The sequence below is a fragment of the Mucilaginibacter sp. NFR10 genome (genome assembly GCF_900100445.1).
In the GTDB taxonomy this organism is placed as follows: domain Bacteria; phylum Bacteroidota; class Bacteroidia; order Sphingobacteriales; family Sphingobacteriaceae; genus Mucilaginibacter; species Mucilaginibacter rubeus.
The window spans coordinates 320,091-346,136 of the sequence record NZ_FMTV01000003.1 but is presented as its reverse complement, the minus strand read 5'-3'; the positions used below and the strand labels follow the sequence as shown (position 1 = coordinate 346,136).

The window sequence follows — 26,046 nt, the reverse complement described above, 5'->3', positions numbered from 1 at the left end:
CCTATGAAAGTACTTATAAGCGGAGGCGGAGGCTATATCGGATCAAATTTATTAAATAAAATAATTGACAAAAGCGAAGCGGTAGGGGTATTGGGTAGAAAAAACAATCTTTCTGTTCAGTCAGAAAAAATTGTTTTTTATGAGGCAGACATTACGCAGCCAATAAAAATAGAACTTAAGCATCAATATGACGTGTTTATCCATTTGGCTGCCGCGAATGATATTGATTCTTTGGATCCTAAAACAGCTATGCTCACTACAGTATTGGGTACTAAATACTGTCTTGATCTGTGTAAGGCCAACGGCATAAACAAGTTCATTTACTTTTCAACTTTCCAGGTATATGGAAAGGTAAGTGGAGTAATGAATGAAGAAACGGTGCTTGAGCCAGTAAATGATTATGCTATAACTCATATGCAGGCCGAAGATTATGTTAAGATGTTTAGCCGGACAACTTCAATAAAGCACATTATTGTGAGGCCTACTAATATTTATGGTGCTCCGGTTAATAAAGATATTGATAGATGGACACTTGTGCCTAATTGTTTTTGCAAAGAAGCGGTTGAAAAGAAGACCATCACATTAATGAGTTCCGGAAAGCAAACAAGGGACTTTATCGATTTGAATGATCTTTCAAACGTTACTATTATGCTCTGCGAATCATTTGCTGATTATGAAAATACAATCGTTAACGGAGCATCCGGAAACAATTTTACCATAGTTGAGATCGCTGGAATAGTAAAAGAGATTTATGAGGATAAGTACAATGAGGAGTGCAAACTGGTAATAAAATCTGATCAGCCTTTAGAAGCAAATCAGGTTTCGATAAGTACGGATATGATTACAAAATCGGGATTCAGTTTATCCGGTAAAGAATCTATCAGAGCCGAAATTTCGAGGATATTTGATCTGCTTAAATAACGTATTGCCTGGTTACAAATTAACATTTAAAATTCAGTTCTATTAACGTAACAACGTATGTTGCACAAGATTTTCCGATATCTCAAGACATTAATCAAAATGGATTATTTTTCCAGGTTAATGTTAATCAGAAGAACATATCGTCACGTTTTTACACAATTTTATTTAAAGTTTTTTTTTAATGGTGTTGGCAAAAAGGCCATAGTTTTTAAGCAAAATATATTAGTATTTGCTAAAGGAATCACATTAGGAAATAATGCAATTCTTTTACCTAACAGCCGGATAGAACTTTTGCCACGTTATGCGGGAGTGGAATTTGAACCTAAGTTAGTTTTAGGTGATAATTCTCAAATTCATCCAAACTGCCATATTACCTGTGCAGATTCAATAGTTATTGGTAACGATGTAATTGTAACATCAAACGTAACGATTACTGATATAATACATCCGCATGATGATATTAACATTCCGATAAATAAAACTAAACTCAAAACCTTTCCGGTAAAGTTGGGTGATCAAACTTATGTTTATAACAACTCGGTTATACTTCCGGGCACCGAAACAGGCAGGCATTGTGTAATTGCCGCTAATAGCGTTGTAAGTGGAAAGTATCCTGATTACTGTGTGATTGCTGGAGCACCTGCCAAAATCATAAAAAAATATAATGCAGAATCGGGTTTATGGGAAAAAGTTTAACCGTGTTTACAAGCCGCAGAAGTTGCTTAATACAATCTTTGTTTGGCTTTAATAATATTTAATGTTTGTTTCAAAATATCCTTATTAATAATAGAAAAATTATTTTATGAATAAAATCCTTGTTGTTACAACGGCTCATGATGAAGATTATCAATTTGACCAGTGGTGCAGTTTTTATAATGAGTTTAAAGATGAAGTGTATGAACACGTAATTGTTGATAACGGTTCAAAACCCGGCTATAAAAAGAAAGTTAGGGACTATTACACAAATTCAACAATTATTGAGCTTGAGAAAGATGGTGGTGTAGCAGGTGGCTTCAATGCCGGGATAAAATATGCCATGACCCGGGATTGTACGCACATCATTTTTATAATTCAGGATATGTACCTTCCAAAGGGCAGCCTTACCCGTATGGCTGAAATAATGGAAGAAAAGCCTGAATATGGAGTTATATGCCCGGTGATTTTTTATGAAAAAAGATCGCCCATAATTCGCGAATACGGAGGTGAAATTTCAACTAAGGATTTTGTGATAAAGAAACATTATGTAGGATCTAAACTTGATGCTTCTATCCCGGCTTATAAAGAGGTGACTTTTGTTTGTGGAGGAATGTATATGGTTAAAAAGGAGTTTTGGGAAAAAGTTGGTCTTTACGATGAGAAGATATTTTTATACGGCGACGAAACAGATGTATTTTACCGGGCAGTAAAACATGGTATTAAGATAGCGGTTACCACTGATGTTCATTGCTGGCATGAACATATATGGAAAGATGGCGCAGGTGAAAAAGGAAGGCGGTTCCCATCAAATGAAGCGTTGTTTTATACCGCACGTAATTATTTCTATCTGATTAAGAAACATGGAACCGCCAAAAACCTGGTATATGGCATTGGCAAGCAATTATGGATGCTTCCTAAGTTTGTATACAGGTACATTTTCAGAGATTATTTTCCTGATAAGGTTGGTGTATATATAAAAGGGCTAATGGTAGGGTTGTTTAAAAAGATATAGTGAATAGGTAAGGCGATGATCCATCCCATTTTTACAGCCTGAAAAAAGATTTTAATTTGATAATGGTTAGTTTAGTAGCGAAGTTTAAAAAAGTAGGCACCTTAAAAGTTGTAAAAAACTTTAGCGAGTTGGTTTTTGGTAACCTGGTTTATCAGGTTTTTAACCTTCTGAGCTTAATTTATATAGCCCGGAGATTAAAATCAGAAGGCTTTGGTGAATTTAGTTACCTACTTGTGCAGGGACAGTTATTTGCTACCATAGCTTCTATCGGGATTAAGAATATTTTAATTCGGAATATAGCCAGAGATCTGAATCAATCAAATACCATTTTTTGGGCTGGTATTTACCTGCAGGGTATCGGATTTATTGGATCTATTATTTTATTAGGCCTGTACAGCTGGTTGGTATCTCCTTATGATGCATTTACGTTTGTTATTTTAAGTATTAATATAATGTCGTTGAACTTTTGGGATACTTCTGAAGCTGTTTATATGGCTCATCAAAGAATGCTTTATCCCGGAGTGTTAAAATCAATAACATTAGCCATTTGGGTAGTTTTCATTTTTGTCATAAGTAATAAATTGTTTACTTATCAAACTATGTTTATCACCTACACTATAGTGTTGTTTATAAACATAGTGGTTGCCTACTTTGCGTTAAAACAAGCTAAATTGTTAGATAACAAAATAGTTGATTTTGCGGCGACAGTGAAAAACATTTTTGGTCAGGCTTTGCCATACTTTATACTAATCGTGGTAAATCTTCCGATAAACTTTTTGGCAAACAACTTTTTGAAAATAAATAGTAGTAATGCTGAGTTAGGATACTTTAATACAAGCAACAGGCTTACACAGCCCGTAAAATTAATTACAACTCTTGCACTTTCTTCTTTTTTTCCTAACGTAAGCGTGTTATGGGTTAACAATGCCGAACGTTTTAAAGATAAGATTCAGCAATTGATGCCATTGTTTATTAATATTTTATTGCTGATATGCGTGTTCTTTTCAATTTTCAGCAAGGAGATAATCCTCATTGTATTCGGAAAGGACTATCTGCCCGCTATTTTTATTTTTAAATATCAAATTTGGTTTGTTTTCTTATTTACTATCCAGGGTTTGGTCGGAACACTTTGGATGGCAGCAGATAAACAAAGGATTTTGTCGATATGCGGTATAGCGAACGCTATATTATGTACTCCTGTATTGTGGTTTGGGTCGTACTATGGGGCAAAAGGCGAAGCGCTGGCATATTTTTTATCATATTTGATTATTACGCCATTATTGTTTTTGGTTTTCTACAGATCATTGAAGCTAACGTTTTCAGTTATGATAAAGCCTTCAATAGCTTCACTTGCGGTAATAGCTATTGGTATATTTATACCAGATAATAGCTTGATCTTAAGAATAGGAGTATGTGCTTTGATATTCTTTGTTATACTGTACTTTAATAATAGTAGCATTAAAGCTTTTTTTAAACGTGAAAATCAATAACTGTGGTTAGTTTTTTTAATATAATAATGCGTAGATGGCAGTGTTGGGGGTTAAACGGTAAATAGATGAAATTAAAAACTATTTTTCTTTCGCTTATACTTTTTATGGGATCGGGCTATTTCAGGTTGATCTTTTTTAGCGTGAATGTTATTGCCGTAAGTCAGGCGCTGGTTATAATTTATTTATTTGGTACTGTGTTAGCCAATTTGAATAAGTTAAAACTTACCATTTTTCAAAGGCCGATTTTTTTTATACTTGGTTGTGTTTTTATCAGCGCGTTCAATGCGATAATGTTTCATGATCAGGATTTCGCGACTACTTTTCTCGAGCAGCGGTTCATGTACTTTTATTTATTATATTTTTATCTGTTGGTAACAAAGCCGGATATAGATATGATGTATAACACCATATTGATCCTGGCATCACTGGTTTCTTTGATAGTAATCATACAGGTAATAGTTTATCCAATTGAAATTGTAAATAGTTCCAATTTTCTCGTCGAAAGATCAACCGTTCGTTTCAGAATCGACGGACAGGAATACATATATCTGGGACTGTTTTTCCTGATTGACAGAATGATCCGCCAGGGATTTAAGGTGTTTCAATTCGCATTAGTTATTCTTTTAACGGCAGGCTTGTTTTTACAGGGGTCGCGCTATATATTGTTTGCTTGTGCCGTTGGTATATTCCTTTTATTTATCAACTCTAAAGAAAAAGCAAGGGCGATTGTGGTAATGTTCCTTTTATTTGTCGCAGCTATTTTCTTAATCCCAACTAAGTATTATGAAGAGATAACGGCTTTAACGGCCGATCAGATACATCAGGGCGATAGCTACATCAGGGTAAAGGCCGCCAATTATTTCTTGTTTAATTTCTCTGATAATATTTCGGAGGTATTGTTTGGAAATGGACAGTATGATGCCAGTTCGGCATATGGCGCCAAAGTAACGCGATTAGGTGCATCTGAAGGGTATTTTTTGTCCGATGTAGGTTTCATAGGAGATTATGCACGCTTTGGACTAATTTATCTGTGTGTATATTTTTCCCTGATATACAAAACCATGCGAAAGTCAAAGAAAACAACTGAGTTTTTTTTCTTAATAACAATACTCTTAATGAGTTTACTCAGCTGGCCATTTTCTTATGCTGCGGGCGTTATCTGCTTTTCAATCTGTCTTTATATAGTCAATGAAAAAGCCCGGTTAAAAAAGATAATGTTAAATAGTCAGGCAGAAACGCAACTTATTAAATCATGAAGGTAGCTGTATTTGCATTAAATTATAAAAACAACTACTCTGGAGGGCGAATCCACGCGCTGATGATGGCGCATGGCTTTGCTGCAAACGGTTATACGGTTGATTATTATACCAATTTAGCGCCGGTGTTTTTTGATGATTTTAACATTTACCCCGGAAGCGGAAATTTGCACTTAAAAGTGAGTAAGTATTTTAATTTTCCGCGTGTAAATAATTACGACTTATTACTGGTTGTTCCGCACCTGGCTTCAAAAAAATCTATCGTGTTTGATAGGTTCTTTTTCTATCCAACTGTTAAGAAGTTTCAACGTGCTTCCAAATGTCAGTTGTGGTTTCTTGATTTCGAAAGTCCAAACTGGATTAATAAACTAACCCCGCAAAGCAGGCCGGAGAGTGCTTATAAATATAGCAATAAGATTTTGCCATCAGTTGATGCAATACTGTCAACTACGAAGGAAGGAACAAAGTATGCTGAAGAATATTATGCCCGATTTAATCCTAACTTAAGTTTTAAACAACTGTATCTGAGTATTAACTCAAAGGTTGCAGATGGTTTTATCGATACTCAAAAAAGAAACCAGGTTATTTATTTCGGACGTTTTGGAGAAAAGCACAAAAACTCAAATGTGCTTAACGATATTATAAATGCTTTACCTGCCGGGTATATTTTACTTGTTATTGGTAATCCGGCAAAATTAAATCCGGAGATATATCAGGCTTTGATCAATCAGGCAAAAGAAAACAGTATCGAGTTGGTTTTTAAATCGGGTATTTCTGAGTCCGAAAAATATAAGCATTTAGCGTCGTCAAAACTATTAATCTACAGTTCGTCATTTGAAGGGTATGGTTTACCACCTATAGAGGCACAGTACGTTGGAACGCCGGCGTTATGTTCTGATATTCCGGTATTGAGAGAAGTAAATAAGGGAGCTGAGTTTATCAACTTTGATGATAAAGAAGCATTAACCGCCAAAATTAATAGCATGTTAAACACAAGCTATGACAAAGAAAGGCTTAAAGCAAGTGTAAGTTCTTTTGCTGAGTTTGATAATTATGTTAAAAATATAAAATATTTAGTTGATTCAATTTAAGATAGAATACGTTGTAGAAATGCCGGGTAGTAAAAGGGCAGCTGAAAAATTTTGAATTAATAAACGGCAACCCCATGGTATTATACACTATTAAGGCTGCGAAGGCATCTATATTTGTTGCTAAAAGTTTAATCGCGATAAAGCAACAATCAAAAAAAGGATAATCTGATTTAAAAGTCAGTCGTTAATAATATTATAATCTCATTCTATGAAATTAGGAAAAGTAATAGCTCATATCCCCGCAAGAGGCGGAAGTAAAAGGGTACAGTCAAAAAACCTTAGGTACATGGATGGTAAACCAATGATTGCCTATAGCATTGAAAGTGCTTTAAGTTGTAACCTGTTAGATGAGGTTTATGTGAACACCGATGATGATTCACTTGCGGCAATAGCTGAAAGTTTAAACTGTAAAGTATACCGGCGCCCCGCATTATTGGGTGGAGACGACGCAACCGGCGAAGATTTTACTTATGATTTTATTAATGCCAAAAATCCGGATACACTGGTGCTTGTTAATCCTGTTTGCCCTCTTATCCGGGAAGCTGATATCCAGGGTGCGCTCGAGGCATATTCGGCATCAGATGCAGACACTCTTATTGGATGTACACAAACACAAATGCAGTCATTTGTTGATAATGAACCAATAAACATTGTAGTTGATGGCCCGCTTGCACCATCGCAGAATAATAGGGTGATTACAATATGTAATTGGGCTGTAACTATATGGAACGCAAATGTTTTTAGAAAACTATACGAAAACAACCGAAGCGGATATTTTGGGGTGAACAGGCTTTTTTGGCCGCTTGACCCATTGGTAGCTGTGAAGGTAAGCGAGGAAAAAGATTTCAGGCTTGCCGAGGCGCTATTAATTGCCAGGAAATATCAGTCAACCCAAAATGCAACGCCCAAGTACTGGAGCAAGTAATTAAGGACACCATTGCATTTTGTCAACATAACAATTGTAATAAAAGAACGATAATTTATACTATGAAAATATTAACCTCGCCCTCGTCTTTTGGCCAAGTTGGAAATGAACCTGTAGAGTTGCTTCTCCAAAATGGTTATGAAGTAATCAATAACCCTTACGGAAGAAAGCTAACAGAAGATGAAGTTATAGAGTTGGCTGCAGACTGCATTGGTATAGTAGCCGGTGTAGAACCACTTACCGCCAGGGTAATGGATGCACTGCCTAAGTTGAAATGTATCAGCCGCGTTGGAATAGGCATGGATAGCGTAGATTTAAAATACGCAGCCGAAAAAGGGATTATTGTAACCAATACCCCCGATGGCCCAACCAGGGCAGTTGCAGAATTGACACTGGCTATGACACTGTCATTATTGCGAAAAATACCACAGGCTCATGCTGATCTTAAAAATAAAGTATGGAAAAAGCAGGTAGGCAACCTTTTTCTTAATAAAGTTGTTGGAGTTGTAGGTTTAGGACGTATTGGTAAACTGGTATCGCAACTGTTCAGGGGGATAGGGAACCCGGTAATTGGTTATGACCCTTACGCTGATGCTGCTTGGGCAACAGATAACGGAGTTGAATTGGTTGATTTTGATACATTGTTAACCAAAGCCGATGTCGTTACAATTCATGTACCAGGCAATGAAGACGGATCTGCGGTAATAGGTACTAAAGAGATTGATTTGATGAAAACAGGCGCGTTCCTGGTAAATATATCCCGCGGTGGTATTGTTGATGAAGAAGCTTTATATAATGCCCTTGCAGCCAATAAATTAACCGGAGCTGCTATTGACGTTTTCTCTTCTGAGCCATATTCAGGCCCTTTATGCGATCTGGATAATGTAGTGCTTACCCCTCACCTTGGTTCATACGCCGAAGAAGGAAAACTATTAATGGAAATTGACGCTGTTAAAAACTTAATTAACGCACTAAAATAATACATACTATGAATTACAAAATTGGTATAATAGGTTATGGTGTAATGGGAAAAATCCGGCACCAGGCTATCGATGAAATTAAAAAAGGCGTTGTAGTAGCTGTATCTGAGCCCAATGGAGAAACTGAAATAAAAGGTATCCCCAATATCAGCCATGAGGAAATTATAAATCATGCAGATATAGATGCGATCATAGTTTGCACCCCCAACTTTTTAAACAAAGATTTAACCATACGGGCCCTGAATGCCGGAAAGCATGTTTTTTGCGAAAAACCACCCGCTTTTACCGGTGCTGATATATTAGAGATACAAAAGGCCGAAGCAGCCAGCGGCAAAAAATTGATGTACGGTTTTAATCACCGTCATCATGACAGCGTTATGCATATCAAAAAGCTGATTGACAGCGGTGAATATGGAAAAGTATTATGGTTGCGTGGCCGTTACGGAAAAAGTGTAACCAGCGATTATTTTAACCAATGGAGGGCTAAAAAGGAATTAGCCGGCGGTGGTATCTTAATGGATCAGGGTATTCATATGCTTGATTTGTTCCTGTACCTTTCAGGTGATTTTGATGTTGTTAAAGCTGAGGTTTCAAACCTTTATTGGCACATGGATGTTGAGGATAACGCTTTTGTGATCCTTAAAGAATCGGCAACGGGCAAAGTAGCTTCATTACACTCTACCATGTCGCAATGGCGCCATTTGTTTTCGTTAGAGATATTCCTTGAAAAAGGTTATATGGTATTAAACGGGCTTATAACATCATCAATGTCATATGGCGAAGAAACACTCTCCATTGCCAAAAACAGGTCGACGGCGCCTGCGGCTACCTGGAAAGATGAAATAGTAACCAAGTATGTTGATAACAACAGCTGGCGTTACGAAATGGATCATTTTTTTGATTCAATTACTGCTGATAAGCCGATAGCCATCGGTAATTCGGAGGATGCTTACAAACTCATGCGTATCATAGATAAAGTATACGAACAAAAAGAATTTTAATTAGTAACAATAAGATAAAAATCTATTACAATGGAAAGACAAGAGAAAGTTAAAAACTACCTGGGTGATTATATCGCCCGTTTGACTGATATTTTAAATAAAATTGAAGTTACAAAACTTGAGCAGGTAATTACTGCTATGATCACCGCCTTTAAAAACGGCAATACCATTTATGTTGTTGGTAATGGCGGGAGCGCTGCTACAGCATCTCACATGCAGGCCGACTTCAGGTTCTTTGTTCGTTATTTCTCAAAGTTCCGCCCTAAGATTATCGCTTTAACCGATAACGTACCTATGATTACCGCAATAGGTAATGATAATAACTTTGACGATGTTTTTGTTGAGCAAATGCGCGGTCAGTTTGTTTCAGGCGACATTTTGATCGCTATATCAGCAAGTGGAAATTCACCAAATTTGGTGAAGGCTGCCGAGTTTGCTAATGAATTAGGCGGTACTACAATTGCATTCGTAGGCTTTTTGGGTGGAAAATTAAATGAAATATCATCTATACCACTGTATACACCAAACCCTAAAGGAGATTACGGCCCGATTGAAGACGTGCATATGATCTTAAATCATATAATAGTAAACTACCTTTCAACCGACGAGGAGTTTTTAGCACTTACTGCTAACTAATTATTCTTTATGGATAGCATATCTAACATAAAGATTGATCTGACTGGTAAAGTGGCACTTATAACCGGCGGTACAAGGGGCATTGGCAACGCGATAGCCGAACGCTTTCTTGAAGCCGGTTGTTCTGTAATTTTAACCGGAACTAATGCTTCCGAAATAGAGCGTTTAAATAATGAAAATACCGTTAAGAGGATCAGTTATTTACAGCTTGATTTCACCCGTCCTGAATCAGTTGAAAGGTTTTTGTTGAAACTGAATGAATTAGATAAGATAGATGTGCTTATCAATAATGCGGGGATTAACAAGGTTGCGCTCAACGTGGATACTACCGATGCCGATTTTGATTTGCTGCATAATGTTAATGTAAAGGGACCGTACGTGCTTTGCCGTGAAGTTAGCAAACTGATGAAAAAAAACGGTTATGGCCGCATTGTTAATATCACCTCTATCTGGAGCGCTATTACCAGGCCGGGGCGTTCTGTTTACACCACCAATAAAAATGCCATTGTTGGGCTTACCAAAACGTTGGCAATTGAATTGGGTAAGTATGATATACTGGTAAATGCAGTTGGGCCCGGTTTTACGCTTACGGAGCTTACAGCTACCACAAACTCGGCCGAAGATTTGAAAAAACTAACTGAAGTTATCCCTATGAACAGGATGGCTCAACCTGTAGAAATTGCTAACGTTGTACTTTTTTTAAGCAGCAATTTAAATAGTTATTTAACAGGTCAAAATATAATTGTTGACGGAGGATATACCAATGTATAATTTTAAAATAAAATCAATTGTTCACGATTACGGTGTTCAGTTTATTGATGATACGCAAGGAGTTTTACTTAAGGAACTTAAAGAAGGCGACGTAATTATCATTGATAACAAAATAAAGGAGCTATATAAAGATCTGCTTCAGCCGGTACTTGATTTGTATTGGCACATTGGCATTGATGCCTCCGAAAAGGTTAAGAGTTACCAGGGGGTAATGCCTATAATTGAAAACCTGATAGATAATGGTTTCAGAAAAAATCATAGGTTGGTTGCCATTGGCGGCGGTATAACCCAGGATGCTACAGCATTTATAGCGTCAATCATGTACCGTGGGGTCGATTGGTATTTTTTCCCAACATCATTACTTGCCCAGGGCGATAGCTGCATAGGAAGTAAAACCTCTATCAATTTTAATCAATATAAAAATCAGCTGGGAGGTTTTTATCCGCCTAACCAAATATTTATTAACCTTGAATTTTTAGATACCCTTTCATTGTGGGATTTGAAATCAGGAATGGGCGAAATGTGCCACTATTTCATTGTATCGGGCGAAGAGGATTTTACAAGGTTTAAAAATGAATATGCGCAGGCCCTAACAGATAAAAAAGTTTTAGCCGGTATCATTAACAGAAGCCTGGAAATAAAGAAAGGCTACATTGAGCGGGATGAATTTGACAAAAACGAGCGCCTTGTATTTAATTACGGGCATTCATTCGGGCATGCTATCGAATCATTAACTAATTATCGGATACCTCACGGAATTGCTGTAAGTTACGGTATGGATATAGCCAATTTTGTATCAGTAAAGCTTGGATACATTGATAATTCGGTGCGTCAAAACATAAGGGAGTTATTAAAACAAGTATGGGAGGGAACTTCTATTACTGATATCTCGCTTGATAAATTTACGGTAGCATTAAGCAAAGACAAAAAGAACGTAGGTAAAACATTGGGCTTGATCCTTAATAAAGGTTACGGCAAAATATTCAAAGATTTAAGGCCGATGGATGAACAATTTGTTGGATGGCTAAACGAGTATTTTACAAACGAATTAAACTAATTATACAATGATAGTTGATAAATTAAAGAATATTGATACATATAAAGGCATTTCTGAGGATATATATGCTGGTCTTCAATATTTACAAAATGCCACTCCGGATATTGAAGTTGGTGTTTATAAAATTAACGATAACGTAAAAGCGATTGTTAGCGAATATAATACCGTTGAAAACTTTGAAAGGGGATATGAAGCTCATAAACACGTTATTGACATTCAATATCCTATAAGGGGCCTTGAAAGGGTTAAATGGTCGCCAATTGAAGGTATGAATGTAAATATTCCGTATAGTGAAGAGCATGACCGTACCTTCTATAAAGATCCATCAAGCCAGGGTACTCATGTTGATATAGGGAACGGAATATTTGCTATAATGTTTCCCGAAGACGGACACGGCCCTCAGCATTACGTTAATCAGCCAGAGTTTATTAAAAAAATTACTATTAAGGTAGCTATTTAGCGTGTTGGTAATCTGTTAACAGGTGCTATATATTAATCAACATTGTTGCTGCCCAAATTTCATGTTTAAAATAAATCTATCCCTATGAATATCCGCCTTTCACATATTATCTCACAAAATACGCCGTCGTACGGAAATAAGGATCGCGTATTTATAAGGGATAATTCGTCAATTTTAAAAGGCGAAACGGCAAATACGGCTTGCTGGATATTTTCAAATAACCATATAGGTACCCATATCGATTCGCCTTTTCATTTTTGCCAGGACGGAAAAAAGACTTTTGAAATACCCCTGGAAGAATATTTTTATAAAAACGTTGTTACGGTAGAGATTCTTTGCAGCGAGGCAAAATTGATAAACATCAGTGATTTTGAAAATTTACCACCAATTAATAAAGATGTTGAGCTTTTGCTGATACGTACTGGATTTGAAAATTACAGGAATGACGATAAGTACTGGAACGATAACCCTGGGTTGGCGCCGGAACTGGCAGATTACTTCAGAACCGAATACCCTGAACTAAGATGTGTAGGCTTTGATTTTATATCCCTTACTTCATGGAAGTTCCGACCACAGGGAAGGGAAAGCCACAGGCAGTTCCTTTGCCCGGGCGGCGATAAGAAAAGTATTCTTGTAATAGAGGATATGGCGTTAAACGAAGCATATCATGAATTTGAATGGGTAATTGTAGCCCCTTTATTTGTGGAAGATGGAAATGGTGGTGCTGTAACAGTTTTGGCAAAAAAGCGTGAATCTTAAGCACTGAAAAAATAATTACAGCTTGATCAAACATTATGGCATTAGGAAATATTAAACGTTTATTAACCCTGAAAAGGAGCGATGTTACCCTATCAAGGATAAGTAAAGCGATTTGGAGAAGGATTGCTGATATACCTCAAAAAGTTATTTGGGCTGCCCCTTTTCCATTCACAAAAGCAAACAGGAGCGGTATTGAGCAATTTAAAAATATACATGCCGGCAAACGGTGTTTTTTAATTGCCAATGGCCCAAGTTTGAAGCATATCGATTTTTCACTATTGAAAAATGAATATACTATAGGCTTAAACCGGATTTATTTAATGGAAAAAGAAACTGGTTTTTCGCCTACATATTTAGCGTGTATCGATATAGAAGCCCAGTTATCTCAATTTATTGATGACTATGATAATTTACAGTTGCCATGTTTTTTCAATTGGGATTATAGACACAAGTTTTCAAAAAGAAAAAATCAATACTTTATAAAAGATAAATTAACACCTGAATTTTCTACAAACATCGCCAGACAAGGATATGGTACCGGCCAGTCAGTTACTTATATGGCAATGCAGCTGGCGTTTTATATGGGGTTTAACGAGCTATATATTATAGGAAAAGATCACTCATATAATACCAATGCGAAATCAGGGGCAACTATTAAAAGTACAGGAAAAGAAGACAATCATTTTATAAAAGGGTATTATAAACCTGGAATGACATGGTTTGCGCCGGATTTGCAAAGCGAAGAATTTGCCTATAAATTGTCTCGGAAGGCGTTTGAGCAAGATGGACGGATAATTAAGGATGCCACAATTGGCGGGAATTTGCAAATATTTGAAAAAATTGATTTTTACTCATTATTTCCCTCAAGAAATAAAGGATAACACCTTACGGGGCATAAGTAGTTAACAGATTTATCACATTGGTAATTGCAAAAAAGATAATTTATCGTAAATTACAGTGCTTTAATTTCAATATTTTCCGTGTTTTAAATTAAATTTGTTAAAAGTTTAATCAAAAAAGGCGGCCTTTAGTAATAAAAAATATTAGCTGCATGAAAATAAATACCATATGAAAAATATATTCAACACTATAAGTTGTCTTGGCTATACTGTTTATGCTGACTCATTGAATAAGGTTTCTATAAAGGAGAAAGCCTTAATTTCAACCATTAATCAATATTCATATTGTATTGCTAAAGAAGATGTTGATTTTAAAGAATCTCTTAAAAAATCTGAAATACTGCTGCCCGACGGTGTTGCTATTGTTTGGGCTACAAGATTGCTGACCGGGAAACGAATAAAGAAAATTGCAGGAGCCGATATACATAGCTATTTGTTAAATGAGGCAAATTTGAATAATGGTTCATGTTTCTATCTCGGTGCAACAGATGAAACTTTAGGAAAAATCATAAAGCGGGTAAATGATGAGTATCCTAATATTAAAGTTGGGTCATATTCGCCCCCGTATAAACCGCAATTTAGCGACAGCGATAATAAGGAAATGCTTAAAGCCATAAATGATTTTAAGCCGGATGTACTATTTGTTGGTATGACAGCCCCAAAACAGGAAAAATGGGCCTATGCTTTAAAAGATCAAATTGATGCAAATGTAATTTGCTCGATAGGGGCAGTATTTGATTTTTATGCAGGAACAGTAAAACGACCAGGTAAGCTTGCAATTAACCTGGGAATGGAATGGCTGCTGAGATTATTGAAGGAGCCAAGGCGCTTATGGAGACGTTACTTATATTATGGGCCGATTTTTTTGTACGAAATATTTATGATCAAATTTAAAAGGAGGGTTATTCCTTCGTAGCCGGCTTCTTTTTGCTTAACTGTTTAATTTTAAGTAATAGTTGCCTAACAGAAATTATTTGAAATAGAGGTTCCGTTTGTAGTATTTAATAAAAGAAAATATAATGAAGAAAATTGCTTTAATCACAGGGATAACAGGCCAGGACGGTGCCTATCTAACCGAACTACTATTGTCAAAAGGATACGTGGTACACGGTATAAAACGCCGCAGCTCGTTATTTAATACAGATAGGATTGACCATTTATATCAGGATCCGCACGATGATAATAAAAATATGATCCTACATTATGGTGATCTTAGCGACAGTACTAACCTTATCCGCATTATTCAGCAAGTACAGCCCGATGAGATCTATAATCTTGGGGCTATGTCGCATGTTAAGGTTAGTTTTGATACTCCCGAATACACCGCTAATGCTGATGGTATTGGTACTTTAAGATTGCTTGAAGCAATCCGGATTTTAGGGCTTGAAAAGAAAACTAAGATATACCAGGCTTCAACATCTGAACTTTATGGACTGGTACAAGCAGTTCCTCAATCAGAAACCACTCCATTTTACCCTCGTTCTCCGTATGCAGTTGCAAAAATGTATGCGTATTGGATAACTGTAAACTATAGGGAAGCTTACGGAATTTACGCATGCAACGGTATTTTATTTAATCATGAAAGCCCATTGCGTGGTGAAACTTTTGTGACCCGTAAAATTACCCGCGCAACTGCAAAAATTGCTATGGGGTTGCAGGATAAATTATTTCTGGGCAATCTGGATGCTCAAAGGGACTGGGGACATGCTAAGGATTATGTGGAGGCCATGTACCTTATATTACAGCAGGAAGTTGCTGAAGACTATGTCATCGCTACTGGGGTAACTACCAGGGTTCGCGAATTTGTAAGGCTGGCATTTGCCGAAGTTGGTATCGAGATTGAATTTAAAGGTGAAGGTGTTAACGAAGTTGGATATGTTGTTAGCTGTAATAACCCTGATTTTCAGATCGAAATTGGTAAGGAAGTAGTAGCGGTCGACAAAGCGTATTTCCGCCCGACAGAAGTTGATTTACTTATCGGCGATCCAACAAAATCTAAAACAAAATTAGGTTGGGCTCCTAAATATGACCTGCAGGGATTGGTTAAAGAAATGGTTGCGGCTGATGTGGATTTATTCAGAAGGGAAAAGTTATTGAAAGAATCAGGATACAGCATTAAAAACCAATTTGAATAATATGGATAAATCAAGTAAAATATACATCGCCGGTCACAGGGGGATGGTTGGTTCAGCCATTCAGCGAAAGCTCGAAAAGGAGGGTTTTACTAACTTTGTTACCCGTAGTTCATCTGCACTTGATCTAAGAGACCAAAAAGCGGTAGCTGATTTTTTTGAACAGGAAAAACCAGATTACGTTTTTTTGGCTGCAGCAAAAGTAGGAGGTATTGTAGCCAATAATGTTTACCGCGCCGAGTTTTTGTACGATAATCTGCAAATACAAAACAACATCATCCATCAATCATACTTGAATGATGTAAAAAAGCTGATGTTTCTTGGTTCAAGTTGTATTTATCCTAAACTTGCTCCTCAACCATTAAAAGAAGATTACTTATTAACGGGTTTGTTGGAAGAAACGAATGAGCCTTATGCAGTTGCAAAAATTGCCGGAATAAAGATGTGCGATGCATACAGGGCTCAATATGGCTGTAATTACATATCAGTTATGCCTACAAATTTATACGGGTTTAATGATAATTACCATCCTCAAAATTCGCATGTTTTGCCGGCACTGATACGTAGGTTTCATGAAGCCAAAGAGCAGGAAGCGCCGTTTGTAACCATTTGGGGAACGGGTTCTCCGAAACGGGAATTTTTATTTGCCGATGACCTTGCCGAAGCATGCTATTATTTAATGGAGAACTATAATGAACCCGGTCTTGTTAACATTGGCACGGGTGAGGATATATCTATAAAAGATTTGGCATTGCTTGTTAAAAAAATTATCGGTTATGAAGGAGAGATTACTTTCGATGTTTCTAAACCAGATGGTACACCAAGAAAATTAATGGATGTAACCAAGTTGAGTGAAGCCGGATGGAAATATCATACCGGCCTGGAAGATGGAATTAAATTTGCTTACCAGGATTTTTTGAGCAAAGAGGGTGAATTTGCTCAACGTTAAATGATTCCGTTTTATAACGCGCTTTAACTATATGCCGCTTGCGGCAGTTATTTCAAAAAAAGTTTGCCTTTTTATAAGGCAAACTTTTTTTTTGAAGATTTTGGGGGCTTTCTGGACTTGTTATTAGGATGGCGATTATATAATAATGTCTCCAAAATTTGCTAAAACGCCCCACGATTTCGTGAGGCGTTTTGAGGTAATAAGTTATTTAGATATGAGTTGCCGGGCAGCATTAACCATAGCGGCAACCGCGGGTTTAGGCTTCAAATTATCATCTAATATATTGGCGTGCATCTTGCCAAGGGGATTTCCTGTTAATTTGTTTTTGTATTGAGTATTTGTCGAGCTGGTTGGGTCCCATTCGCCCCATAATATTATAGCATCGCATTTTTGGGCCTTAATGCAGGCTGAAATTACGCCGGCAAATAATTTTCCTTGCTTATCAAAATCAACCTGGGTTGGTGAACCGATAATTGTCGGCCTGAATAAAGGTGGGTCAACTGGTGATGTAGTTGACATAATTGCGTCTAACTCAGTTATTTCGCTTGTAAGGCCAATAGCTGCAAACCTGTCCATGTTTTCAGTTAACTCGCTAAATGGATGGTTATATCCCTGATACAAATGGGTTTGGAAACCCACGCCATTAATAGGAACGCCTTTATCTTTTAGTTGTTTAACGATATTAAACCATCTGTCCATTTTAAAACCTTTGTATTCAACGTTAAATTCGGTCCAATAGAGTTTCGCTGTAGGATCAGCTTCGTGCGCCCATTCAAATGCTAATTGAATATAATCAGTAGGGTCATTTGAACCGGGCTTGTGAATTACATTCCATATTGGTAAGTTACTTCTAAGTCCGTTTGGCAACGAATATTTTGGATTAAAATCGGGGCTGTCACTCATCGATTCATTGACAATGGCCCATGAAAGCACGGCTCCCGGATATTTATCCCTATAATGGCGCATTACAGCCTGGATATGATTTTTTAGGATATTTTTAAGCTCATCGGGCGTAAAGTTTCCTTTTTTTACCCAATCAGGCACATACCACCACACAGGGCTTTGCATTTGTATTTTGGCGCCATGCGCTACAGCAAAGTCTGCAACTTCATCAATGCCCCTAAAATCATACTGGCCGTTTTTGAGTTCCACATGATGAAACCAGGCAGGCACGGTATACAGATTAAAATACTGGTTAATTTGTGTTAAGAAGTTCGCCGGACGCGGAGCTGCGAGTTCAACATCTTCGTTCCCCAAAAAATCGCCAAAATAAATGCCTTTTTTTATTAAAAGTTTTTTCAGGGTACTGGGATCTGAACTATCCTGAATATCTTCTTTTTTTGCCAGGCTTGCAATGGCATTGCGGATAGGTTTTTGTTCTGGTTGTTTTTGTTCTGGTTGCTTTTGTTCCTGTGCGGTAATACTTAATTTATCATCCTTTGAATTAGCCTCGTTGTCTGTTGATTTTAATTCAGGGTCAGCTACTGTGCGCTGCTGTTGAACCTCACGCTCTTTGAAATAGAGATTGATACAGAAGAACAACAAAAAAAGACTAAGTAATGAGATAATTATGTGGGAACGATATTTATTTATTTGCATGCTATCAATTAATTATTTGTTAATCCTTTTTCTTTTGTAAATGCCTTTATTTAAGACGTAATAAACGATTTTTGTATGAATTAATTATGAATGTTATTTAAGTATTTCGTGCAATCCACTGTAGCCTGATTAAGAAGAAGGTGCAAATTAACGTAACTTGAATTACTTTTTTTAACATTTGCGGCTGCATAATTTTGCTATAATGAGAAACTTAAGTTTTTTGCCATCGTAAGAAGTATAACTATTATTGATGTAACCAGGGTTTTATTTAAGCCGTTAAAAGACTTTTTGAATGATTATCGGCTTTGATTATAGATCTATTAGTTAATATTGCATAAATTTTAATGTGTTTTGTCAATTATATCAAATTATAATGACCACACATTACTGTGTTTATAAGGGAAACATATGACTATAATACCAACCCCGCTTGAGGGATGTTTATTAATAAAACCACGTATTTTTAATGATGACCGCGGTTATTTTTTTGAATCGTTTAATCAACAGCGGTTTGCTGATGCTACGGGCTTCAATGTCAATTTTGTACAGGATAATCAATCCTATTCAACTAAAGGTGTATTACGTGGCCTGCACTTGCAAAAAGGTCGGTTTTCGCAAGCTAAGTTGGTTAGGGTAACCAAAGGCGAAGTATTAGACGTAGCTGTCGACCTGCGCAAGGGATCGGCAACTTATGGGCAATATCATGGAGTGCATTTAACCGAACAGAATAACGAGCAATTTTTTATTCCCCGTGGATTTGCCCATGGCTTTATTGTATTGAGCGATGAAGCTGTATTCCAGTATAAATGTGATAACTACTATAACAAAGAGTCAGAAAGTGGTCTGCATTATGCCGATCCTGATTTAAATATTGATTGGCAGCTCAGCGGGAGCGATGTGCTGGTATCGGACAAAGACCTTGAACTGCCCTTTTTAAAGGATGCTCCTGATTTTGGGTTCTAATTTTTATCCTGGTTTAATCAAAAAATAACACTTCTAAAAAATGCAAAATATCATCGTATTTGGAGCATCAGGACAATTGGGTAACTGCTTAAAGAAAGTTGCAGGCGAAAGGAAAATAGATTATATCCATTTCCTGCCCGAAGAAGAGGCAGACATTTTGCGGGACGATTTGCTCGATATTGTTTTTGAAAAATATAAACCAACGTTTGCTATCAATTGCGCTGCTTATACCGCTGTTGATAAAGCGGAAGACGAAGTTGACCTGGCCCGGGCGATCAATAAAACCGGGGCCGCAAATCTTGCCAGGCATTGTAAAGCATATGGTGCTACCCTTGTGCAGATCTCAACTGATTTTATTTTTAAGGGAGACGTGGCATTGCCACTCACAGAAGAAGCCATTGCTGAGCCTATCAGTGTATATGGCCTTACCAAACTGGAGGGAGAACAGGCAATTGCGGAAATTCTTGATGAACACTATACAATTCGTACAAGCTGGCTATACTCCGAGTATGGCAACAATTTTGTAAAAACCATGCTAAGGCTTGGGGCCGACCGTGATGAGCTTAAGGTGATTGCAGACCAGGTGGGCACACCCACATATGCTATTGACCTGGCAGAAGCAATTTTAACTATCATAACAGCTGGCAAAAAAGCATATGGTATTTATCATTACAGCAATGAAGGGGTAACCTCATGGTATGACTTTGCCAAAGGCATCTTTGATATTTCAGGTACTGATGTTAAAGTACTCCCAATACGCACATCAGAATATCCAACGAATGCGCAACGACCGGCATATTCGGTACTGGATAAGGCTAAGATCAAAGCTACGTTTAATATAGAGATCCCTTACTGGCGCGACAGCTTAAAAGCTTGTATTAAAAAATTGGCTGCCGCACAATAAACAATGAGTTTTAAAAAAAATAAAATGCCAGGCTTTTCTTACAAACCTGGCATTTTTTAGCTTTTTTCCAAATAGCTTACAGGAATGTCCCTGCTGCTACCGTTTCATTAGTTGATTCATCAACCAGGATCAATGAGCCGGTAATACGGTTTTTGCGATACTCGTCAAACACTACGGGTTGAGTGGTGCGTAAACGGATCTTCACCATTTCGTTCATCTTAATATCAGTATTTTCTTCCTGCTTTTCAAGCGTATTGATATCAAGTTTATAATAAACTTCCTTAATGATTGACATTACCTCGCGGGTGGTGGTTTTGAGATGATATTTAGCACCTGGGCGCGGGCTGCGGGTTGCCATCCAGCAAATCATGGCGTCAAGGTCCTGGCTCACCTGCGGTTCGCTGTCATCTTTTACAATCATATCGCCGCGGCTTACATCAATATCATCCTCCAAAGTAATGGAAACCGACATTGGTGCAAAAGCTTCCTCAACCGGGCCCGAATAGGTATCGATAGATTTTATAGCCGATGTTAGCCCTGACGGCAATACAGTGATCTTATCGCCAGGCCTGAAAATGCCGCCTGCTATCCGGCCGGCATAACCGCGGTAATCATGATATTCAGCCGCATGAGGACGGATCACTGTTTGCACCGGGAAGCGGGCATCAGAGTGGTTTTCATCACTGGCAATATGAATAGTCTCCAGTGTATGTAACAGGCTTTCGCCTTTGTACCATGGCATGTTTTCCGAATCGTTAACCACATTGTCACCAGCTAAAGCACTGATAGGTACAAAACGGATATCGGTAACATCAATTTTTGCTGCAAAAGCTTCATATTGTTCAACTACTTTGTTAAAAGCCTCTTCGCTGTAGTCAACCAAATCCATTTTGTTCACACAAACAATAATGTGTGGTATTTTTAATAGTGATGCAATAAATGAGTGGCGGCAGGTTTGCTCAACCACGCCTTTGCGGGCATCAATAAGTACCAGGGCAAGGTTTGCGGTTGAAGCGCCGGTAACCATGTTGCGGGTATACTGGATATGGCCGGGGGTATCGGCTATAATAAATTTACGTTTGGGCGTGGCAAAATAGCGGTAGGCCACGTCAATGGTAATGCCCTGCTCGCGCTCCGAACGTAAACCATCAGTTAATAATGAAAGATCAACATGCTGAAGCCCTTTTCGTTCGCTCGATTGTTTTACAGCCTCCATCTGGTCTTCAAAGATGGATTTCGAATCGTATAGCAAGCGCCCTATAAGGGTGCTTTTCCCATCGTCAACACTACCTGCTGTAGTAAAACGTAATAATTCCATTGTGGTGGTATGTTTTGCTCCGGGCTTGACTGCCTGAAGGCTCATTGAATCAAATTTAAAAATAACCTTGTTTTTTCCTGTCTTCCATTGATGTATCCGAGCGTTTATCGTCACTTCGGTTACCGCGTTCGGTGCTGCGGGTTGCTGATACTTCAGCAACTATCTTCTCCAGTGTATCGGCGTCTGATTCGATACCGCCGGTGATGGTGATATCGCCCAGGGTACGAAAACGCATGAGTTTGTTTTCGATAGTTTCACCCTCCCTAAGCTGTAAGAACTCTGAAGCGGGCAGCCAGGTATTATCGCGGTAAACCGCGTTACGCTGGTGTGCAAAGTATAATGAAGGTATAGCTATATTTTCCTGCAGAATGTAGTTCCAGATATCCATTTCGGTCCAGTTACTGATCGGGAACACACGGAAGTGTTCGCCCATGCGCTTGCGGCCGTTAAAGATATTCCAGAGCTCGGGGCGTTGGTTTTTAGGATCCCACTGGCCAAACTCATCGCGGTGACTGAAGAAACGTTCTTTAGCACGGGCCTTTTCTTCATCACGGCGCGCACCGCCGATAGCAGCATCTATCTTGTTGCTTTCGATGGTATCAAGCAGGGTTACTATCTGCAATTCGTTGCGGCTGGCGTTGATACCGCTTTCCTCAACTGCGCGGCCTTTGTTAATTGATTCCTGAACTGAGCCTACAATAAGTTGTACGCCAAGGTTTTCAACCAGCTTATCCCTAAACTCCATAGTTTCAGGAAAGTTATGACCGGTATCAATATGGATTAGTGGCATCGGGATTTTAGCGGGCCAGAATGCCTTTTTTGCCAGGTGTGTTACAACAATAGAGTCTTTCCCGCCCGAAAACAGGATGGCAGGACGATCAAATTGTGCAACCACTTCCCTGATAACGTAAATGGCCTCTGATTCTAATTCCTGCAGATGAGTAAGATAATATTTATGCATGTTAACAATGAAAATCCGCTAAATCCACCTAAATAGTAGTTTTTAACGTTCAAACTGCAATAATAACAATTTTATGCTAATGTTGAGGGGATTAAATGGATTTTGCTTTTGAAAAAGGCTTGTTGCCTGGTACATGGTTTATGTTCAAAATAATCAGATAAAATATAAGTTTGCATATTGAACAATAAATACCAACTTTATACCTGATAGCATTGTTCAATAGTATAATAATGGGTGCTGATATTACGGGAGCATTATTATATACTAACTTCGGGATGTTTACTTAAAAATTAGTATAATCAAATATGAAAGGCATTATTTTAGCAGGAGGGTCAGGCACCCGGCTTTATCCTATAACCAGGGCAATCAGTAAACAACTCATGCCTATTTATGATAAGCCTATGATATACTACCCGCTATCGGTTTTGATGCAGGCGGATATCAAAGAAATTCTGATCATTACTACAGCCGAAGATAATCCCGGTTTTAAGCGGTTATTGGGCGATGGTACAGAGTTAGGCTGTAAATTTGAATATGCTATACAGGAAAAACCTAATGGCCTCGCCCAGGCTTTTGTTATTGGCGAGCAATTTATAGGCGATGATAAAGTAGCTTTGATATTGGGCGATAATATATTTTATGGTACCGGATTTAACGAATTGATCCGCAGTTTTAATGATGTAGATGGCGCAGCTATTTTTGCCTATCATGTGGCCGATCCTGAACGTTACGGTGTGGTTGAGTTTGATGCCGAATTCAGGGCCTTGTCAATTGAAGAGAAACCTTTGCAGCCAAAATCGAAATTTGCAGTACCCGGCCTTTATTTTTATGATAATTCGGTAATTCAAATAGCTAAAGATCTTGAACCTTCACCCCGCGGTGAGTATGAAATTACCGATGTTAACAAGTTTTACCTTGAACAGGGTAACCTGCATGTTGGCGTTATGGATAAGGGAACAGCCTGGTTAGATACGGGTACGTTTGATTCATTGAGCGATGCTACCGAATATGTGCGCGTGATCGAAAAACGCCAGTCAACAAAAATCGGGTGTATTGAGGAGGTTGCTTACCGCCGTGGGTTTATCAATGACGATCAGTTGCGGCTGTTAGTTAACAAGTATATCAAAAGTGGTTACGGCAAATATTTGCAAAGCCTGCTGCCGCAATAAAATAATTATGCGGAAGTTTCAATGGCTTTGACCATCTGGTCAATAATATCGGGAACACCGGCATCAAACCAAACAAAATCTTTATCTTTTCTGAACCAGGTAAGCTGCCTTTTGGCAAAGCGCCTGGTATTTTGTTTTATAAGCAGCAGGGCTTCATCGAGGCTGGTTTTACCATCGAAGTAATCAAATAGCTCTGAATAACCCACAGTATTTAAAGCATTAAGCTCCCGGTAGGGCAGGAGGCTTTTTACTTCTTGAATAAGGCCTTGTTTAACCATCAGATCGACGCGAAGGTTTATACGCTCATATAGTTTTTCGCGGGGCATATCAAGTGCCAGTTTGATAATATTAAAAGGTCTTTTATTTACAGTAGCGTTGCGGTAAGATGAAAATGGTTTACCTGAGGTTTCAAATACTTCCAACGCCCTGATGATACGCTGAGGATTATTAAGGTCGACCTGGGTGTAATAATCCGGGTCGACCTGTTGTAGTTGTTTTTGTAATGTAGTAATTCCTTCCCTTTCCAGTTGTTGGTTTAGTTTTTCACGGACTGAAATATCGGCTACGGGCAAGTTATCAAAGCCTTCACAAATAGCTTTAATGTACAAACCTGATCCTCCCGCCAGGATCACCTTATCATGTACTTTAAAAAGTTCATCTAAAAGCGCAAGCCCCTGTTTTTCAAAATCGCCAACAGAAAAACTTTCGGATATGGAGTGCGAATTGATAAAGTAGTGTTTGGCCGCAGCCAACTCGCTTTCATCAGGTTTGGCAGTACCAATACTCATCTCCCTGAAAAATTGTCTCGAATCGGCAGAAACCACCACAGTATTGAAATGCTGCGCCAACTTAATAGCTGCAGCTGTTTTCCCTACTGCAGTGGGGCCGGCAACTACAATGAGGGTTTTATTACCCTGCGTCATGTTCATAAGCCTAAGCTTTACTCATATCAAAAATGTCGGTAACTAAATATACTTCGTCCCGAACTTATTTTTTACATCGGCCACAACCTGCTTGATGTTTTGTTCTTGGTCGCGGGGGCAAATGAGCAGGGAGTTGTTCGATTCTACTACGATATAATCATGCAGGCCCTGCAATATTACCAGTTTTTCGCCCGGCACGTTTACCATACAGTTTGAAGAATCATACATGATCACTTTTTCGGCGGGGATAACGGCATTGCCCACATAATCCTTGTCGGCAAGGTCATATATTGATGCCCAGGTACCCAGATCGCTCCACCCAAAATCCGAAGGTAATACATATACATTATCTGCTTTTTCCATAATGCCGTAATCTATCGAGATATTAACGCATTGCTGGTATACATTGTGAACGTGAGGTTTCTCTTTATCCGAATTGTACACCGGTTTTGCATCAGCAAAAATCTCGTGCATTTCGGGCAGATACTGGCTAAAGGCTTTAACAATAGTTTTGGCCGACCAAACAAAGATGCCGGCATTCCATAAAAAGTCGCCGCTTTGAATAAAGGTTTTAGCTATTTCAAGAGTGGGTTTTTCGGTAAAGGTTTTTACTTTATGAAACTCATCATTGATAACGTTATCAGTGTATTGGATATATCCGTAACCGGTATCTGGCCTTGATGGTTTAATGCCCAGGGTTATCAGATAATCATTTGAAGCGGCGGTTTGCAATGATTTTTCGATAGCGGCAACAAAAGCATCCTCATCCAGAATCTGCTGATCGGAAGGGGCCACAACAATGGCGGCATCGGGGTTAAGGCTTTCAATTTTAAAACAGCCATAGGCAACACAAGGTGCGGTGTTCCGCATTACCGGTTCGGTAAGGATCTGCTGATCCTCCATATCGGGCAATTGTTGTTTTACCAGTTTGGTGTAGTTTTCGTTAGTAACAACGTAAATATTTTCTTTGGGGCAAACTTTCAGGAAGCGTTCGTAGGTGTTTTGTATTAAGGTTTTACCGGTACCGAGTATATCGATAAACTGTTTGGGGTGCGATGTACGGCTTATCGGCCAAAAGCGGCTTCCAATTCCTCCGGCCATAATTATGGCATAGTAATTTTTGTTATTCATTGATAAATGGGGGTAAATTATTATGAGCTGGTTAAAGTATCAA

At 38.3% G+C, this 26,046-nt stretch carries 26 protein-coding genes; 21 read left to right on the top strand and 5 right to left on the bottom strand.

Annotated elements, in window-relative coordinates; genetic code table 11:
• Positions 1-3: 3 nt before the first annotated feature.
• From BLP33_RS12590 to BLP33_RS12505, 18 genes are all read left to right on the top strand, one after another.
• The gene (locus BLP33_RS12590; RefSeq protein ID WP_090528640.1) at positions 4-921 is read left to right on the top strand and encodes an NAD-dependent epimerase/dehydratase family protein; all 918 of its coding nucleotides are present in this window, start codon (positions 4-6) and stop codon (positions 919-921) included.
• A 99-nt stretch (positions 922-1,020) separates the two neighbouring features.
• A complete protein-coding gene (locus BLP33_RS12585; RefSeq protein ID WP_167516050.1) occupies positions 1,021-1,617 on the top strand; it encodes an acyltransferase in 597 nt (198 codons plus the stop codon).
• Positions 1,618-1,723: 106 nt separating this feature from the next.
• Positions 1,724-2,629 (top strand): glycosyltransferase family 2 protein, encoded by a 906-nt coding sequence (locus BLP33_RS12580; protein ID WP_090528633.1) that lies wholly within the window; start codon positions 1,724-1,726, stop codon positions 2,627-2,629.
• A gap of 62 nt (positions 2,630-2,691) precedes the next feature.
• Entirely contained in the window at positions 2,692-4,119 is a 1,428-nt protein-coding gene (locus BLP33_RS12575) for an oligosaccharide flippase family protein (RefSeq protein ID WP_090528630.1), read from the top strand.
• Positions 4,120-4,694: 575 nt separating this feature from the next.
• Positions 4,695-5,375 carry a hypothetical protein gene (locus BLP33_RS27170; RefSeq protein WP_139159983.1) on the top strand — a complete coding sequence of 227 codons (681 nt, stop codon included), beginning with the start codon at positions 4,695-4,697 and terminating at the stop codon, positions 5,373-5,375.
• Complete coding sequence (locus BLP33_RS12565; RefSeq protein WP_090528624.1) at positions 5,372-6,466, top strand: glycosyltransferase family 4 protein; 1,095 nt, start codon at positions 5,372-5,374, stop codon at positions 6,464-6,466. Before BLP33_RS27170 ends, BLP33_RS12565 begins: the two co-directional genes overlap by 4 nt.
• A 208-nt stretch (positions 6,467-6,674) precedes the next feature.
• A complete protein-coding gene (locus BLP33_RS12560) occupies positions 6,675-7,391 on the top strand; it encodes an acylneuraminate cytidylyltransferase family protein (RefSeq protein ID WP_090528621.1) in 717 nt (238 codons plus the stop codon).
• Between the two features lie 62 nt (positions 7,392-7,453).
• Positions 7,454-8,371 carry a phosphoglycerate dehydrogenase gene (locus tag BLP33_RS12555; protein WP_090528619.1) on the top strand — a complete coding sequence of 306 codons (918 nt, stop codon included), beginning with the start codon at positions 7,454-7,456 and terminating at the stop codon, positions 8,369-8,371.
• Between the two features lie 8 nt (positions 8,372-8,379).
• Entirely contained in the window at positions 8,380-9,372 is a 993-nt protein-coding gene (locus BLP33_RS12550) for a Gfo/Idh/MocA family protein (RefSeq protein ID WP_090528616.1), read from the top strand.
• A gap of 30 nt (positions 9,373-9,402) precedes the next feature.
• Positions 9,403-10,008, top strand: a complete 606-nt coding sequence (locus BLP33_RS12545; protein WP_090528613.1) for a D-sedoheptulose-7-phosphate isomerase — start codon at positions 9,403-9,405, stop codon at positions 10,006-10,008.
• Between the two features lie 9 nt (positions 10,009-10,017).
• A complete protein-coding gene (locus tag BLP33_RS12540) occupies positions 10,018-10,779 on the top strand; it encodes an SDR family NAD(P)-dependent oxidoreductase (protein WP_090528610.1) in 762 nt (253 codons plus the stop codon).
• Positions 10,772-11,836, top strand: a complete 1,065-nt coding sequence (locus BLP33_RS12535; RefSeq protein WP_090528607.1) for an AroB-related putative sugar phosphate phospholyase (cyclizing) — start codon at positions 10,772-10,774, stop codon at positions 11,834-11,836. Before BLP33_RS12540 ends, BLP33_RS12535 begins: the two co-directional genes overlap by 8 nt.
• Positions 11,837-11,843: 7 nt before the next feature.
• Positions 11,844-12,296, top strand: a complete 453-nt coding sequence (locus tag BLP33_RS12530) for a NanQ anomerase/TabA/YiaL family protein (RefSeq protein WP_090528604.1) — start codon at positions 11,844-11,846, stop codon at positions 12,294-12,296.
• 84 nt (positions 12,297-12,380) lie between these two features.
• Positions 12,381-13,055, top strand: a complete 675-nt coding sequence (locus BLP33_RS12525) for a cyclase family protein (RefSeq protein ID WP_090528601.1) — start codon at positions 12,381-12,383, stop codon at positions 13,053-13,055.
• Positions 13,056-13,090: 35 nt separating this feature from the next.
• Entirely contained in the window at positions 13,091-13,936 is an 846-nt protein-coding gene (locus BLP33_RS12520; protein ID WP_090528598.1) for a 6-hydroxymethylpterin diphosphokinase MptE-like protein, read from the top strand.
• A gap of 187 nt (positions 13,937-14,123) precedes the next feature.
• Positions 14,124-14,870, top strand: a complete 747-nt coding sequence (locus BLP33_RS12515; RefSeq protein ID WP_090528594.1) for a WecB/TagA/CpsF family glycosyltransferase — start codon at positions 14,124-14,126, stop codon at positions 14,868-14,870.
• A 103-nt stretch (positions 14,871-14,973) separates the two neighbouring features.
• Complete coding sequence (gmd, locus tag BLP33_RS12510) at positions 14,974-16,089, top strand: GDP-mannose 4,6-dehydratase (protein WP_090528591.1); 1,116 nt, start codon at positions 14,974-14,976, stop codon at positions 16,087-16,089.
• 1 nt (position 16,090) lies between these two features.
• Entirely contained in the window at positions 16,091-17,035 is a 945-nt protein-coding gene (locus BLP33_RS12505; RefSeq protein ID WP_090528588.1) for a GDP-L-fucose synthase family protein, read from the top strand.
• A 204-nt stretch (positions 17,036-17,239) separates the two neighbouring features.
• On the opposite strand, the gene BLP33_RS12500 is transcribed toward BLP33_RS12505, so the two are convergent.
• Positions 17,240-18,634, bottom strand: a complete 1,395-nt coding sequence (locus BLP33_RS12500; protein ID WP_090528584.1) for an endo-1,4-beta-xylanase — start codon at positions 18,632-18,634, stop codon at positions 17,240-17,242.
• A gap of 408 nt (positions 18,635-19,042) precedes the next feature.
• Here BLP33_RS12500 and rfbC point away from each other — a divergent pair, with 408 nt between their 5' ends.
• Positions 19,043-19,597, top strand: coding sequence for a dTDP-4-dehydrorhamnose 3,5-epimerase (rfbC, locus tag BLP33_RS12495; protein WP_090528581.1), 555 nt, complete (start codon positions 19,043-19,045; stop codon positions 19,595-19,597).
• A 40-nt stretch (positions 19,598-19,637) separates the two neighbouring features.
• The gene (gene rfbD / locus BLP33_RS12490) at positions 19,638-20,501 is read left to right on the top strand and encodes a dTDP-4-dehydrorhamnose reductase (RefSeq protein WP_090528578.1); all 864 of its coding nucleotides are present in this window, start codon (positions 19,638-19,640) and stop codon (positions 20,499-20,501) included.
• A gap of 76 nt (positions 20,502-20,577) precedes the next feature.
• Here the strand turns inward: rfbD and cysN are convergent, their stop codons facing one another.
• Both cysN and cysD read right to left on the bottom strand, forming a co-directional pair.
• Positions 20,578-21,864 carry a sulfate adenylyltransferase subunit CysN gene (gene cysN / locus BLP33_RS12485; protein WP_090528575.1) on the bottom strand — a complete coding sequence of 429 codons (1,287 nt, stop codon included), beginning with the start codon at positions 21,862-21,864 and terminating at the stop codon, positions 20,578-20,580.
• 10 nt (positions 21,865-21,874) lie between these two features.
• Entirely contained in the window at positions 21,875-22,780 is a 906-nt protein-coding gene (gene cysD / locus BLP33_RS12480; protein ID WP_090528572.1) for a sulfate adenylyltransferase subunit CysD, read from the bottom strand.
• 305 nt (positions 22,781-23,085) lie between these two features.
• Here cysD and rfbA point away from each other — a divergent pair, with 305 nt between their 5' ends.
• Entirely contained in the window at positions 23,086-23,949 is an 864-nt protein-coding gene (gene rfbA / locus BLP33_RS12475; RefSeq protein WP_090528569.1) for a glucose-1-phosphate thymidylyltransferase RfbA, read from the top strand.
• A gap of 5 nt (positions 23,950-23,954) precedes the next feature.
• Here the strand turns inward: rfbA and miaA are convergent, their stop codons facing one another.
• Positions 23,955-24,878 (bottom strand): tRNA (adenosine(37)-N6)-dimethylallyltransferase MiaA, encoded by a 924-nt coding sequence (gene miaA, locus BLP33_RS12470; protein ID WP_371328322.1) that lies wholly within the window; start codon positions 24,876-24,878, stop codon positions 23,955-23,957.
• Positions 24,879-24,914: 36 nt separating this feature from the next.
• Positions 24,915-26,003 (bottom strand): mannose-1-phosphate guanylyltransferase, encoded by a 1,089-nt coding sequence (locus BLP33_RS12465; protein ID WP_090528563.1) that lies wholly within the window; start codon positions 26,001-26,003, stop codon positions 24,915-24,917.
• Between the last annotated feature and the right edge of the window lie 43 nt (positions 26,004-26,046).